This window comes from Microbacterium sp. NPDC079176 (assembly GCF_040686675.1).
Classification (GTDB): Bacteria; Actinomycetota; Actinomycetes; order Actinomycetales; family Microbacteriaceae; genus Microbacterium.
Genome location: NZ_JBFBLM010000006.1, coordinates 274,832 through 288,048, shown reverse-complemented (window position 1 = coordinate 288,048; position 13,217 = coordinate 274,832). Strand labels below are relative to the sequence as shown.

General features: G+C 67.7%; 11 protein-coding genes. 5 read left to right on the top strand and 6 right to left on the bottom strand.

Annotated features, from left to right (window positions below; translation table 11 throughout):
* Nucleotides 1–14: 14 nt before the first annotated feature.
* The gene (gene glpK / locus AB0P11_RS16295) at nt 15–1,529 is read left to right on the top strand and encodes a glycerol kinase GlpK (protein WP_053095934.1); all 1,515 of its coding nucleotides are present in this window, start codon (nt 15–17) and stop codon (nt 1,527–1,529) included.
* A 2-nt stretch (nt 1,530–1,531) separates the two neighbouring features.
* Here glpK and AB0P11_RS16290 read toward each other — a convergent pair whose 3' ends face one another.
* Nucleotides 1,532–2,467, bottom strand: a complete 936-nt coding sequence (locus AB0P11_RS16290; RefSeq protein WP_363522986.1) for a LysR family transcriptional regulator — start codon at nt 2,465–2,467, stop codon at nt 1,532–1,534.
* A gap of 78 nt (nt 2,468–2,545) precedes the next feature.
* On the opposite strand from AB0P11_RS16290, the gene AB0P11_RS16285 reads away from it, so the two are divergent.
* The gene (locus tag AB0P11_RS16285) at nt 2,546–3,454 is read left to right on the top strand and encodes an EamA family transporter (protein ID WP_056278667.1); all 909 of its coding nucleotides are present in this window, start codon (nt 2,546–2,548) and stop codon (nt 3,452–3,454) included.
* A gap of 9 nt (nt 3,455–3,463) precedes the next feature.
* Here AB0P11_RS16285 and ffh read toward each other — a convergent pair whose 3' ends face one another.
* Together ffh and AB0P11_RS16275 are read right to left on the bottom strand one after the other, a co-directional pair.
* The gene (ffh, locus tag AB0P11_RS16280; protein ID WP_053095928.1) at nt 3,464–5,017 is read right to left on the bottom strand and encodes a signal recognition particle protein; all 1,554 of its coding nucleotides are present in this window, start codon (nt 5,015–5,017) and stop codon (nt 3,464–3,466) included.
* A 13-nt stretch (nt 5,018–5,030) separates the two neighbouring features.
* Nucleotides 5,031–5,651, bottom strand: a complete 621-nt coding sequence (locus AB0P11_RS16275) for a TetR/AcrR family transcriptional regulator (protein WP_053095926.1) — start codon at nt 5,649–5,651, stop codon at nt 5,031–5,033.
* A gap of 93 nt (nt 5,652–5,744) precedes the next feature.
* Here AB0P11_RS16275 and lipB point away from each other — a divergent pair, with 93 nt between their 5' ends.
* Together lipB and lipA are read left to right on the top strand one after the other, a co-directional pair.
* The gene (gene lipB, locus AB0P11_RS16270; protein WP_363522983.1) at nt 5,745–6,398 is read left to right on the top strand and encodes a lipoyl(octanoyl) transferase LipB; all 654 of its coding nucleotides are present in this window, start codon (nt 5,745–5,747) and stop codon (nt 6,396–6,398) included.
* A complete protein-coding gene (gene lipA, locus AB0P11_RS16265) occupies nt 6,395–7,384 on the top strand; it encodes a lipoyl synthase (RefSeq protein WP_053095923.1) in 990 nt (329 codons plus the stop codon). The genes lipB and lipA overlap by 4 nt, the downstream gene beginning before the upstream one ends.
* A 16-nt stretch (nt 7,385–7,400) precedes the next feature.
* Here lipA and AB0P11_RS16260 read toward each other — a convergent pair whose 3' ends face one another.
* Genes AB0P11_RS16260 through smc form a run of 3 tightly spaced genes read right to left on the bottom strand, consistent with a single transcriptional unit; the run spans nt 7,401 to nt 12,382 of the window.
* Nucleotides 7,401–7,901, bottom strand: coding sequence for a DUF2004 domain-containing protein (locus tag AB0P11_RS16260; protein ID WP_053095921.1), 501 nt, complete (start codon nt 7,899–7,901; stop codon nt 7,401–7,403).
* Between the two features lie 44 nt (nt 7,902–7,945).
* Nucleotides 7,946–8,818: a signal recognition particle-docking protein FtsY gene (gene ftsY / locus AB0P11_RS16255; protein ID WP_053095919.1), complete on the bottom strand. Its 873-nt coding sequence runs from the start codon at nt 8,816–8,818 to the stop codon at nt 7,946–7,948.
* Between the two features lie 24 nt (nt 8,819–8,842).
* Nucleotides 8,843–12,382, bottom strand: a complete 3,540-nt coding sequence (gene smc / locus AB0P11_RS16250; RefSeq protein WP_363522980.1) for a chromosome segregation protein SMC — start codon at nt 12,380–12,382, stop codon at nt 8,843–8,845.
* 543 nt (nt 12,383–12,925) lie between these two features.
* Here smc and AB0P11_RS16245 point away from each other — a divergent pair.
* A complete protein-coding gene (locus AB0P11_RS16245; RefSeq protein WP_363522978.1) occupies nt 12,926–13,204 on the top strand; it encodes a hypothetical protein in 279 nt (92 codons plus the stop codon).
* Nucleotides 13,205–13,217 lie beyond the last annotated feature (13 nt).

Below are 13,217 nucleotides of genomic sequence, written 5' to 3'. Positions count from 1 at the left end.
CAAAGGAGAACACAATGGCCGACTACATCATCGCCATCGATCAGGGCACCACCTCCAGCCGCGCGATCATCTTCGACAAGAAGGGCAGCATCGTCGCGACCGGTCAGAAGGAGCACGAGCAGATCCTGCCCAAGGCAGGCTGGGTCGAGCACGACCCCGCTGAGATCTGGCGCAACGTGCAGGAGGTCATCGGACTCGCACTGAGTCGCGCCGACCTGACGCGCCACGACATCGCCGCGGTCGGAATCACGAACCAGCGCGAGACCGCTGTGGTCTGGGACAAGACCACCGGCAAGGCCGTCTACAACGCCATCGTCTGGCAGGACACCCGTACGCAGGAGATCGTCGACCGCCTCGCGGCCGACGGCGGGGTCGAGCGGTTCAAGCCCATCGTGGGCCTCCCCCTCGCCACCTACTTCTCCGGCACCAAGATCGCCTGGATCCTCGAGAACGTCGAGGGCGCTCGCGAGAAGGCGGATGCCGGCGACCTCGTCTTCGGCACGACAGACAGCTGGGTGCTCTGGAACCTCACCGGCGGTGTCGACGGCGGCGTTCACGTGACGGACGTCACCAACGCCTCGCGCACGATGTTCATGGATCTCGAGACGCTCGAGTGGCGCGACGACATCCTCGAGGCGTTCGGCGTTCCCCGCTCGATGATGCCCGAGATCCGCTCCTCCTCCGAGGTCTACGGCGCAGCCGAGGACTCGTCACTGCTGCGCGAGACGCCGATCGCCGGCATCCTCGGCGACCAGCAGGCCGCGACCTTCGGCCAGGCCGCATTCAACACGGGCGAGAGCAAGAACACCTACGGCACCGGGTGCTTCCTGATCTTCAACACGGGTGAGGAGATCGTCCACTCGAAGAACGGCCTGCTCACCACTGTCGGCTACAAGCTCGGCGACGGACCGACGCACTACGCGCTCGAGGGCTCGATCGCCGTCACCGGATCCCTGATCCAGTGGCTGCGCGACCAGCTCGGCATCATCGGCTCCGCTCCCGAGGTCGAAGAACTCGCGAAGCAGGTCGACGACAACGGCGGCGTGTACATCGTCCCGGCGTTCTCCGGTCTGTTCGCGCCCTACTGGCGTCCGGACGCCCGCGGCGCCATCGTGGGCCTCACCCGCTACGCGAACAAGAATCACATCGCTCGCGCAGCGCTCGAGGCGGTCGCATTCCAGACCCGCGACGTGCTCGACGCCGTCAACGCGGATGCCGGAGTCGACCTCACGGAACTCAAGGTCGACGGCGGGATGGTCGCGAACGACGCGCTCATGCAGTTCCAGGCCGATGTGCTCGGTGTGCCGGTCGTTCGCCCCGTCGTGGCGGAGACGACAGCGCTCGGCGCCGCTTACGCGGCCGGTCTCGCCGTCGGATTCTGGAACGGACTCGACGATCTCTCCGCCAACTGGCAGGAGGACCGCCGTTGGGAGCCCTCCATGGAAGACGGAGAGCGCGATCGCCAGCTGCGTCTGTGGCGCAAGGCCGTCAGCAAGTCGATGGACTGGGTCGACGAAGACGTGAAGTGACCTCAGATACCTGAGTGGGCGGGCCCGGAGGATTCCTCCGGGCCCGCTTCATCATTCCGGCGCGACGTCATCGACTCGACGACGCGGAGGAAGGCGGACGTGACGTTGCGCGGGGCGCGATCGTCCCAGGCGACGTACTGAACCCGTACGGGACCATCGACGAGATCGACCGCCGCGACGTCGAAGGACGACGTAGCGATCACCCCCGGTGCCAGCAGTGAGATCGCGAGCCCCTGGGAGACGAGACCCAATATCAGCTCAGACGAGTCCGCTTGGAAGGGCACGTCACGTGTGATGCCGGCTGCCGCGAAGGCAGCGTCCGCCTGGGCGCGGCCAGATGTGCCCGCGGGAAAGTCCGCGAAGACCTCATCCGCGAGGTCGGCGAGGCTGACGCCGACATGCCCGGAGATGCGGTGAGCAGGGGATGCCGCGACGACAAGGCGTTCGCGGGCGAGTGCACGAAATGTCACGCTCCGAGGCTCGACGCCCTCTCGCAGTCCCAGCAGAGCGACATCGAGGTCGCCGCGCCGAACGGCCTCCACCAGCGTGTCGCTGTTGCCGACCGTGAGCTCGACCGCGGCATCCGGATGAGCGGCGCGGAACCGTGCGATCGCTTGCGGGACAGGGACGGCGCTGCCCGTGGGGATGACACCGAGATGAAGGGTGCCCACGACGCGGCCGGCCGTGGCAGCCGCAGCGTCACGCGCATCGTGCGCTGCTCTGACCGCCCGATTCGCATGGACGAGGAATGCCTCACCCGCCTCGGTGGTGCGTACGCTGCGGCTCGATCGGACGAACAGCCGCTGCCCGAGTTCCCGCTCGAGAGCAGCTATCTGGTGGCTCAGCGCCGACTGCGTCACGAAGCAGCGCTCGGCGGCGCGCGTGAAACTGGCGGACGACGCGACTTCGACGACGTATCTCAACTGCTGCAGATCCATGCATTCATGATCGCAGTTCATGTGTCAGGTGAGAACCATGCGTTGGACTCATGGCTAATGGGCATTCAGGCTGAAGGAATGAACCGCCTCGCCCTGCTGCTGCTCACCGCGCTGGCCCCTCTGTCGTGGGGCACCACCTACCTCGTGACGACGGAGTTGCTCCCGACCGGTCATCCCCTCTTCGCAGGACTCCTCCGCGCGCTTCCTGCGGGACTCGTCGCACTGGCGATCGGTCGCGCTCTGCCGCGCGGAGCCTGGTGGCTGAGATCTCTCGCACTCGGAACCCTCAACATCGGCGCATTCTTCCCGCTCCTGTTCATCGCCGCGGAAAGGCTGCCCGGCGGAGTCGCCGCCGCCGTCGCGGGTGTCCAACCGCTGACCATCCTCGGACTGAGTGCTCTGCTGCTCGGAGACCGCATCCGCCCTGTCACGGCAATCGCTGCCGCCGTGGGTGCCGGAGGCGTCGCTCTCGTCGTGCTCGGACCAGCAGCCCAGCTCGATGCCCTCGGCATCCTGGCGGCACTCGGCGGGGTGACTGCGACCTCGGTGGGCATGATCCTCACCAAGCGCTGGGGGCGCCCGGCAGGCGTGGGGGCCGTCGCCTACGCGGGGTGGCAGCTGACTGCGGGCGGGCTGGTCCTGCTGCCCCTCGCCCTGTTGTTCGAAGGCACTCCCCCGACCGTCGACGGCGGAGCAGCGCTCGGGTACGTCTGGCTCGGATCGGTGGGCGGCCTGCTCGCCTACATACTGTGGTTTCGAGGCATCCAGCAGCTGCCGGTGATCGCACCCGGGCTGCTCGCTCTGCTCTCCCCCGTCGTGGCGACTCTGCTGGGCGCACTCGTCGCCGGCGAGAGGTTCACGACGGCTCAGGTCGTCGGTGTCGTTCTCGTCCTGGTCGCCCTCGTCGGAGGACAGCTGACCGCGCTCCGGCGACCCCGCCGGTCGTCACGTGTTCCCGAACCGGCGCTGCCCGCGCGCCGACTCTGAAGGGACGCCTCAGCTCTTGCCGAAGAGCTTCTGGATCTCCGCGAGGTCGGCTTCGCTCGGCGCCTTCGCGCCCCCGAGACCGAAACCCGAACCCGTCGGAGTCGACGTCGGAGCGAGGCCGGCGTTCTCGGCGGCGCGCTTGGCGGGGTTGCCCGAACGTGAACCGCCGGAGGACTTGCCCTTCTTGCCGCGCTTCGACGACGCGCCGGGCTTGCCCATGCCGGGCATCGACCCCATGCCGGGGATGTTCGGGGTGCCACCGCGCGCGACGGTCTTCATCATCTTCGCGGCCTGATCGAAGCGCTGGACGAGCTGGTTGACATCCGTGACCGTCATTCCCGAACCGCGGGCGATACGCAGGCGACGCGAGCCGTTGAGGACCTTCGGATTGCGGCGCTCACCGGGAGTCATGGAGCGGATGATCGCCTCGGTGCGATCGATCTCGCGCTCGTCGAAGTCCTCGAGCTGCTGCTTCATCTGCCCCATGCCGGGAAGCATTCCCAGCATCTTCTTCATCGATCCCATCTTCTTCATCTGCTGAAGCTGGTCGAGGAAGTCTTCGAGTGTGAACTGCTCGGTCGCGAGCTTCTCGGCCATCTTGACGGCCTCTTCCTCATCGAAGGCCTGCTGGGCCTGCTCGATGAGGGTGAGGATGTCGCCGAGATCCAGGATCCGGCTGGCCATGCGATCGGGGTGGAACGGCTCGAGGTCTTCGAGGCGCTCACCGGTCGATGCGAAGATGATCGGGCGTCCGGTCACGGAGGCGACGGACAGCGCCGCACCACCGCGGGCATCTCCGTCGAGCTTCGACAGCACGACGCCGGTGAAGTCGACACCCTCCTGGAACGCACGAGCGGTGTTCACCGCATCCTGGCCGATCATGGCGTCGATGACGAAGAGAACCTCGTCGGGGTCGGTGGCCTTGCGGATGTCGGATGCCTGCTTCATGAGCTCGGCATCCACGCCCAGGCGTCCGGCGGTGTCGATGATGACCACGTCGTGCTGGTGACGTCGCGCATGCTCGACGCCGTCGCGCGAGACCTTGACCGGGTCGCCCACGCCGTTGCCCGGCTCGGGTGCGTAGACGGTGGCACCGGCCTGCTCGGCGACCACCTGGAGCTGGTTCACGGCGTTCGGGCGCTGGAGGTCCGCCGCGACGAGCAGAGGAGTGTGCCCCTCCCCCTCGAGCTGCTTCGCGAGCTTGCCCGCGAACGTCGTCTTACCCGAACCCTGGAGTCCTGCGAGCATGATGACCGTCGGCGCGGTCTTGGCGAACTGGAGACGACGCTGCTCGCCTCCGAGGATCTGCACGAGCTCCTCGTTGACGATCTGCACGACCTGCTGGGCCGGGTTCAGTGCCTTGTTGACCTCGTCGCCGAGGGCACGTTCGCGCACCTTCGCGGTGAAGTCCTTGACGACCGTGAGAGCGACGTCGGCGTCGAGCAGCGCGCGCCGGATCTCGCGCACTGTGCCGTCGACGTCGGCCGCAGTGAGCTTTCCCTTCGTGCGAAGGTTGCGGAAGGTCTCGGTGAGCCGATCGGAGAGCGTGCCAAAGGTAGCCATGGTGACACCGAGTTTACGCGAATCCTGACCCGTTCTCCGCGCTCGCTGCCGCGGTCCACGGCAACCGCGCGATCGCGCGCACAGCGTCGGCGAATCGATCGCTGACCGAACCGCGACCTGCGCCGCTCTCGGCCCAGGCTCGCACCGCAGCGAGAACCGCGGCGGCCCACGTCGCTGCCGCGATGTCGGCGGTGAGCGCGGGGACGCCGGAGCGCCGGGCGAGATCGGCGAGGGTCGCAGCCAGGCGCGCCTGTCGCCGTGCGGCGTCCTGCTCGAGTTCGTCGTCGAGCCCCATCGCGGACGAGTTGTTGATCGCGAGTGCGAGGCTGTCGGGTGCGAAGTCGTCGACGAGAGCCGAGAGGATGCGTCTGACGTGCGCGCCGTCGCGATCTTCGTGCACCGCGACCAGATCTTCGACCGCACGACCGATGCGGTCGTCGAGACCGGACCAGAGCACGTCGCTCTTCGACGAGAAGTAGTTGAAGAAGCTCGAGCGGCTCACTCCGGCTCGCTGGGTGATGTCGGCGACCGAGGTGGCGTCGTACCCCTGCTCCAGGAACAGCTCGCAGGCAGCCTCGGCGAGAGTCTCCCGCGAAGACGCCTTCGGCCGCCCTGCTCGGCTCGTGCTGCTCATGTCAACACGCTACCGCGCGTCGCTGCGGCGCGCCGCCGTCAGTGCGGAGGAGTATTCTTAGACGCAATCCATTTATTGACGAGAGTGGTCTCCATGCTCGAGATACTGACGGCGGGTCTCGCCCCGACGTACGTCCCCTACACCGTGGGCTGGGATCTGCAGCGCAGCATCCATGCCGACGTCGTGTCCGGCACCCGTCCGGACACGCTCATCCTCCTCGAGCATGAGGCCGTGTACACCGCCGGCAAGCGGACCGAGCCGCAGGAGCGCCCCCACGACGGCACTCCGGTGATCGACGTCGACCGCGGCGGGAAGATCACCTGGCATGGCCCCGGCCAGCTCGTGGGATACCCGATCGTCCGACTGCCCGAGCCGATGGACGTCGTCGCTCACGTCCGCCGCCTCGAGCGCATCCTGATCGACGTGCTCCGTCCGCTCGGCGTCGACGGGTACCAGGTCGAGGGACGCAGCGGCGTATGGGTCCGCCGCCCGCTCTCGGAGGACAAGGTCGCGGCGATCGGGGTGCGTGTGCAGCAGGGCGTCACGATGCACGGCTTCGCGATCAACTGCGACAACACTCTCGCGGGCTTCGGCGGCATCATCCCGTGCGGGATCACCGACGCGGGCGTGACGACGGTGAGCGAGGTCGTCGGTGCTGACGTCTCCCCCGCCGACATCAGCGCCTCCGTGTCCGCCGCCTTCCTCGCCGATTACTCGACCGCCGACCGTGTAGGAGCCTCCAGATGACCGCCGCACCCGAGGGACGCAAGCTCCTCCGCCTCGAGATCCGCAACGCCGAGACGCCCATCGAGCGCAAGCCGGAATGGATCAAGACGAAGGCGAAGATGGGGCCCGAGTACACCGCACTCCACTCGCTGGTGAAGAGCGAGGACCTCCACACCGTGTGCCAGGAGGCGGGGTGTCCGAACATCTTCGAATGCTGGGAGGACCGAGAGGCGACCTTCCTCATCGGCGGGTCGCAGTGCACCCGTCGGTGCGACTTCTGCCAGATCGACACCGGCAAGCCCGACGCCTACGACACGGACGAGCCGCGCCGGGTCGCCGAGAGCGTCGTGCGGATGAACCTCCGCTATGCGACGGTCACCAGCGTCGCCCGCGACGACCTCCCGGACACCGGAGCCTGGCTGAATGCCGAGACCGTCCGGAAGATCCACGAGCTCAACCCGAACACCGGAGTAGAGCTGCTCGCCAACGAGCACAACGCCGATCCGGCCTTCCTCGGCCAGATCTTCGACGCACGCCCCGAGGTCTTCGCCCACAACGTCGAGACCGTGCCGCGCATTTTCAAGCGCATCCGCCCTGCATTCCGGTACGAGCGCTCGCTCGATGTGATCACCCAGGCACGCAACGCGGGACTGATCACCAAGTCCAACCTCATCCTCGGAATGGGCGAGGAACCGGAGGAGGTCGTCCAGGCGCTGAACGACCTGCACGACGCCGGCTGCGACATCATCACCATCACGCAGTATCTGCGGCCGTCTCCTCGTCACCTGCCTGTCGCACGCTGGGTCAAGCCGACGGAGTTCGTGGAGTTCAAGGAGGAGGCCGAGCGGATCGGCTTCCTCGGCGTGCTCGCAGGCCCCCTCGTGCGCTCGTCCTACCGCGCCGGCCGGCTGTGGGCGCAGTCGATGGTGTCGAAAGGACGCGAGATCCCGCCGCACCTGGCGCACATCGCCGAGAGTGCAGACCTCGGCTTCGCCCAAGCCGTCTGAACTGAGGCGGGAACGGTCAGTCCGCGCTCATCACGGATTGCACGCTGCCGTCGGAGCCGAGGTTCACGAGCAGGACGTCGTCGGTGGTGGTGGCGTCGAGCGCGTACTCCAACACGGCGAAGGGCTCGGACCCACCGTGCTCGTCGGCGAGGATCGTCATGCTCATGAGCCGGAGCGATCGGATGATGTCGACGGCGGCGTCACCGCTCACGTCGACGAGGACGTCTTCGAGCTCGTCACCATACGCCTCCTGCTGCTGAAGGATGTACTCGGTGACCTCGCTCGTGCGATCGTCGACCTCCGCGAGCATGCCCCGCCGCGAGACCGCGTCGACGTTCTCGATCCCCGCGATGAGCGAAGCGGCGATGTCGAGCGCGTCGGCAGAGACATCGTCCTGGTCGGGAGCCGTGAGGTCGACGGTGACGCTCTGGTCACCGAGCTCCACCGTCTCGGACCAGAAGATCGAGCCGTCGGGCCCTGAGGACAGGAGTCCGAAGTAGTCGTGTTCGATCGCCATAACGCTATGAAACCAGCCTCGTGCTCGCGGCGGTAGTCCCGTCGTCAGCCGACGAGCGACTTGACGAAGACATGGGGGGTGAATCCGGTCAGATCATCGATGCCCTCGCCCTGCCCGAGGAGCTTGACGGGGATGCCGGTGCGCTCCTGCACGGCGAGGACGAAACCGCCCTTCGCCGATCCGTCGAGCTTGGTCAGGACGAGACCGGTGACGCCGGCATGCTGGAGGAAGGCCTCGGCCTGCATCACTCCGTTCTGCCCGGTCGTCGCGTCGAGCACGAGAAGGACCTCGCTGATCGGCGCCTGCTTCTCGATCACGCGACGGATCTTTCCCAGCTCATCCATCAGCCCGCCCTTGGTGTGCAGACGACCGGCCGTGTCGATGATCGCGATCTCGATGCCCTCACGCTGGGCGAACTCGATCGTCTGGTAGGCGACGGATGCCGGATCCTGGCCCTCCTGCTGGGGACGGACGATCGCCGCTCCCCCGCGCTGCGCCCAGGTGGCGAGCTGATCGACGGCCGCCGCACGGAACGTGTCGGCTGCGCCGACCACCACGCTGCGCTGGAACCCGCGGAGGAACTTGGTGAACTTGCCGATCGTCGTGGTCTTGCCGACGCCGTTGACGCCCACGACGAGCACGACCGCCGGTCGCTCGGTGAGCTTCAGGGTGGTGTCGAACTTCGCGAAGTGCTCCTCGAGCGTCTCGCGCAGCATCCGCTGGAGATCCTGCGGATCGGTCGTGCGGTAGCGCTCGACCTTCTCTCGAAGCTCCTCGACGACCCTCTCGCTGATGTCGGGACCGAAGTCAGCCGTGATGAGGGCGGTCTCGAGGTCCTCCCACGTCGTCTCGTCGATAGTGGGCTTGACGAACATCCCGCGCAGCGCGCGAGTGAGGGACCACGACTTCTCCGCCATGACTCCAGCCTACGGGTAGCGCCGTCAGACGGCGGCCGCGCGGTCGCCCACGCGCTGCCCGACGACCGCAGAGACGCCGTCCTGACGCATCGACACACCGTAGAGAGCGTCCGCGATCTCCATGGTTCGCTTCTGGTGGGTGATGACGAGCAGCTGCGAGCTCTCGCGAAGCTGCTCGAACACGGTGAGCAGGCGGCCGAGATTGGCGTCGTCGAGCGCCGCCTCGACCTCGTCGAGGATGTAGAAGGGGCTCGGGCGCGCCTTGAAGATGGCGACGAGCAGCGCGACCGCGGCGAGGGAGCGTTCACCTCCCGAGAGCAGGGAGAGCCGCTCGATCTTCTTGCCGACCGGACGCACCGACACCTCGATGCCCGTGGTGAGCATGTTCTCGGGATCTGTGAGCGAGATGCTTCCGGATCCGCCGGGGAACAGCAGCGGGAAGACCTCTCCGAACGCGATCCTCGTGTCTTCGAACGCGCTCGCGAAGATCGTCTGCATCCGCTCGTCGAGATCGGCGATGATCGTGAGCAGATCCTGACGGGTCTGGGTCAGGTCGGCGAGCTGTTCGGTGAGGAATGCATGGCGCTGCTCGAGTGCCGCGAACTCCTCCAGCGCGAGCGGGTTCACGCGTCCGAGTTGAGCGAGCTTGCGCTCCGCATCAGCCAGTCGACGCTGCTGAATCCGTCGATCGAACGGGATCGCCGTGTCGAGCTGCTCGTCATCGGCGGGCTCCGCAGCGGGGTCCCGCGGAACGAGCTGGTCGGGACCATATTCCGCAACGAGAATATCTTCGTCGAGCGCGAGCTCCGACGCCACCCGCTCTAGGAGGCTGTTGAGGTGCAGCTTCTTCTCATGGATCTGCAGCTCGAGACCGTGGACGCTCTCGGTGAGGCCGGCCAACCTCTCCCGGAGCGAGGTCTCCTGCGCGCGCAGAGCCGTCAACTCCTGGTTCTGCGCCGATCGCGCCGACTCCGCCTCGGCCAGCGCGACGCGTGCCTCGGTGACGGACCGATCGATCGAATCGAGGATGCGCGGGAGCTCTAGCGCGACGCCGGATGCCGCCTCGCGCTGCGCACGGCGGATGACGGCCCGGCGCGCTGCCTCGGCAGCCGCGTCCCGCTCCTGCTCGCGCTGCCGCTCGAGACCGACGACCCTGGACTGGGCAGCGCGCACGCGCTCACGCAGCGTCTCGATCTCCAGTCGAGCCCTGACCTCGCCCTCGCGTGCGATCTCGAGCGCTTCGAGCAGTCCGTCACGCGCTGAGGCGTCGAGCACGGGCCGCGGCGCCGCGACAGCGGCGTCCCACTCGGCCTTGGCTGCCTCCGACGCGGCCTCGGCCTCCTGCACCGCGCTCTGCGCCTGCGCGAGCCCGTTCTCGAGTCGCTCGCACTCGGCGACCGCCGACTCGTGGGTGACCGTGATGCGGTTGACCTGCTCGGCGTGCGTCGCCAGCGCGGCATCGTGCTCGCGGAGCGCCCGGAGCGCGTCCTTCGCCAGACGACGGGATGTCTCGACGGACTCGTTCGCGTCCTCACGCGCCTCCCGCAGCGAGTCGACGATGACCTGCACTTCGGCCAGGCGGTCGTTCGCCGCGTCTCGTTCGGCGGCGAGCTCGAGGCGCGAGCGTTCGCCGCCGGAACCCGTGCGCAGAGTCTGAGCGGTGACGACGTCGCCGGCGGTGGTCACGATCGTGGTGGTGGTGTCGCCGGCGAGATCGAGTGACAGTCGCGCGGCACGCGCTGCGTCGAGGCTGTCTGCGATGACCACGTGCGACAGGATGCCGAGGACGCCGTCCGGCGCCGTGACCGTGTCGACCGCGCGGGTCACCCCATCGATGGCGGGCAGCTCGATCGACGGACGCGCGGAGTCGGCGATCACGAAATCGACCACTCCCCGTCGCTGCTCCGACGCGTCGCCGGCGAGGTCGAACGCATCGTCCGCGCCGTCGACGAGGACGCCTTCGGCGAGGGGACCCAGCACCGCCGCGACGGCAGCTTCGAATCCGCTCCTGACCTGCACCGAGTCGCCCACGAGTCCGCGTATCCCCGGACCGCCGGTCTTCACGATCTCCGCGGCTCCTCCGGAGATCGCGAGCGCGCTCCCGAGCGCCGCCGACTTCGCGGTGAGCGCGTCGACCTCGCGTTCCGCCGCGTGCAGCCGCTCACGGAGTGTCTCCCGCTCGGCTTCGGCCGCCGTCGCAGCCCGCTGCGCGCTCTCGTACGTTGCGGAATGCTCGGCTGCCGTGCCCTCAGGCGCCTCTGCATCGGCGATCGCCTCGAGGGCTTCCGCTGCGTCACGACGGCGCGCGTTCGCCGCCTCGAGAGCGTTCTCCTGTCGAAGAACCGCGCCCCGCACGGCAGCGAGAGCGGACGCGGCCGCATCGGCTGTGCCACGCAGCGAACTGATGCGCATGTCGTACTCCGACACCAGCGCGCTCTGTTCGGCGATGTCGACGTCGAGAGTGTCGAGTTCGGCGCGCGCGAGCATCACCTCGCGGCTCGCCACGGTCGCCGCTTCCTGGGCGTCACCGAGGCCCGCGGAGATCACGGTGATCTCATCTTTCGCCTCGTCGATCGTGCTCTGCGTGACCGTGACGGCGGTCACTGCCGCGTCATCGTCGTCCGAGCCGAGCAACGCGAGCCGCTGATTGGCCAGAGTGTAAAGCCCGCGCATCCGCTCCTGCACCTGCTCGAGACCGAAGGCGACGCTTCTCGCCTGATCCACCGCGGCCGAGTTCTGATCCTGCTCGAGCCGTGCGATGTTCGCCCGCACCGCCTCCGCCTGATCGGACAGCACCAGTCGTTCGGTATGTCTCTCGTTCTCCGTGCGCGTGTGATCGGCCAGGGCGGTGCGCAGCGCCACGACGTCGTCGGCGAAGATCCGGGCCTTGGCATCGCGGACGACCGCGGCGATCGTCTGCGCCTCTCGCGCGATCTCGGCCTGGCGTCCCAGCGGCTTCAGTTGACGGCGGATCTCACCCGCGAGGTCGCTCAATCGCGTGAGGTTGGTCTCCATCGCATCGAGCTTGCGAAGGGTCTTCTCCTTGCGCCGCCGATGCTTGAGGATGCCGGCGGCCTCTTCGATGAAGCCACGACGATCTTCCGGCGATGCCTGGAGCACTGTGTCCAGCCGGCCCTGTCCGACGATGACGTGCATCTCGCGTCCCAGCCCCGAGTCGCTGAGGAGCTCCTGCAGATCGAGCAGGCGGCAGTTCTCTCCGTTGATCGCGTACTCGCTCGATCCGTTGCGGAACAGAGTCCGGCTGATCGTGACCTCGGCGAACTCGATCGGCAGTGCTCCGTCGCTGTTGTCGATCGTCAGCTGCACCTCGGCGCGGCCCAGCGGCCCCCGGGTCGAGGTGCCTGCGAAGATGACGTCTTCCATCTTGCCGCCGCGCAGCGTCTTGGCCCCTTGTTCGCCCATGACCCACGCGAGGGCGTCCACCACGTTGGACTTGCCTGACCCGTTGGGTCCGACGATGCAGGTGACACCCGGCTCGAAGACGAAGCTGGTCGGCTGCGCGAAGGACTTGAACCCCTTGAGGGTCAGGCTCTTCAGATGCATGCGCGTACCGCGTCTCGGGGGTGAATCACGCCCATACGCTACCGGAATGACGGCTCAGAACGGGCATCCCGCGCGGGTTCGCAGTGAACCGGAATTCCGCGCGACACGCCGATCCACGCCGGTCATGCTTGACGGACACGCCCGGGTTTCGCTACCGTAACCTCCGGATCGCCACACGAAAGGAGGTTACCGATGATCACTCAGCTCACTGCTCAGGCCACTGGCCTCGCCGCGCCATTCGCGCCGCGCTCTGCGCACTCGGTAACCGCCGGCGTCCGTCGAAGCGCTCTCTCGTAGAACCGCAGCCCGAGAACTCTGCCCCGAACCATCCACCGGTCTCCGACCTGTGACGGGGCTTCTCGCCCGCTCTACTCCGCGCTCCGCCCTCTGATCCTCTCCGGATCACGGCTCTCCGCCGATCCCGGCGCTCGCCTTCGGGCGCACCGGGCTCTCGACTCTCACCGCGCACCGCCGCCCTTCACCGAAGGCCCGGCGGCCGCGTTCGCCGCACCCATCACCACCATTCATCTCGAAGGAATCATCGTGAACACCACGCTGTACCGCAGCATCCTCCACCCTCCGGATACCGAGGACCAGCAGGTCCTCCACATCCCCGCACCCGATGAGCTGCGGCGCCTCGCGCTGGCAGATCGTCTCTCTCTCCGGATCGGCCTCTGGCTGCTCCAGAGGGCACAGCGCCCTCGCCCGGTACGTCGTATCGCCGCCGCCGAAGCGGATGCGCTGCGTCTCGATCGACGTGATCGCACGCCGGGCGAGACCTACGCCCTGCTCACCTACGACCTGCAGCGTCAGCTGCGCTGACCTGGAGATCACC

What these genes read in the sequence shown, in the direction of transcription:
- glpK (WP_053095934.1), top strand. Translation starts at nt 15, where the DNA reads ATGGCCGACTACATCATCGCCATCGATCAGGGCACCACCTCCAGCCGC.
- AB0P11_RS16290 (WP_363522986.1), bottom strand. Translation starts at nt 2,467, where the DNA reads ATGGATCTGCAGCAGTTGAGATACGTCGTCGAAGTCGCGTCGTCCGCC.
- AB0P11_RS16285 (WP_056278667.1), top strand. Translation starts at nt 2,546, where the DNA reads ATGAACCGCCTCGCCCTGCTGCTGCTCACCGCGCTGGCCCCTCTGTCG.
- ffh (WP_053095928.1), bottom strand. Translation starts at nt 5,017, where the DNA reads ATGGCTACCTTTGGCACGCTCTCCGATCGGCTCACCGAGACCTTCCGC.
- AB0P11_RS16275 (WP_053095926.1), bottom strand. Translation starts at nt 5,651, where the DNA reads ATGAGCAGCACGAGCCGAGCAGGGCGGCCGAAGGCGTCTTCGCGGGAG.
- lipB (WP_363522983.1), top strand. Translation starts at nt 5,745, where the DNA reads ATGCTCGAGATACTGACGGCGGGTCTCGCCCCGACGTACGTCCCCTAC.
- lipA (WP_053095923.1), top strand. Translation starts at nt 6,395, where the DNA reads ATGACCGCCGCACCCGAGGGACGCAAGCTCCTCCGCCTCGAGATCCGC.
- AB0P11_RS16260 (WP_053095921.1), bottom strand. Translation starts at nt 7,901, where the DNA reads ATGGCGATCGAACACGACTACTTCGGACTCCTGTCCTCAGGGCCCGAC.
- ftsY (WP_053095919.1), bottom strand. Translation starts at nt 8,818, where the DNA reads ATGGCGGAGAAGTCGTGGTCCCTCACTCGCGCGCTGCGCGGGATGTTC.
- smc (WP_363522980.1), bottom strand. Translation starts at nt 12,382, where the DNA reads ATGCATCTGAAGAGCCTGACCCTCAAGGGGTTCAAGTCCTTCGCGCAG.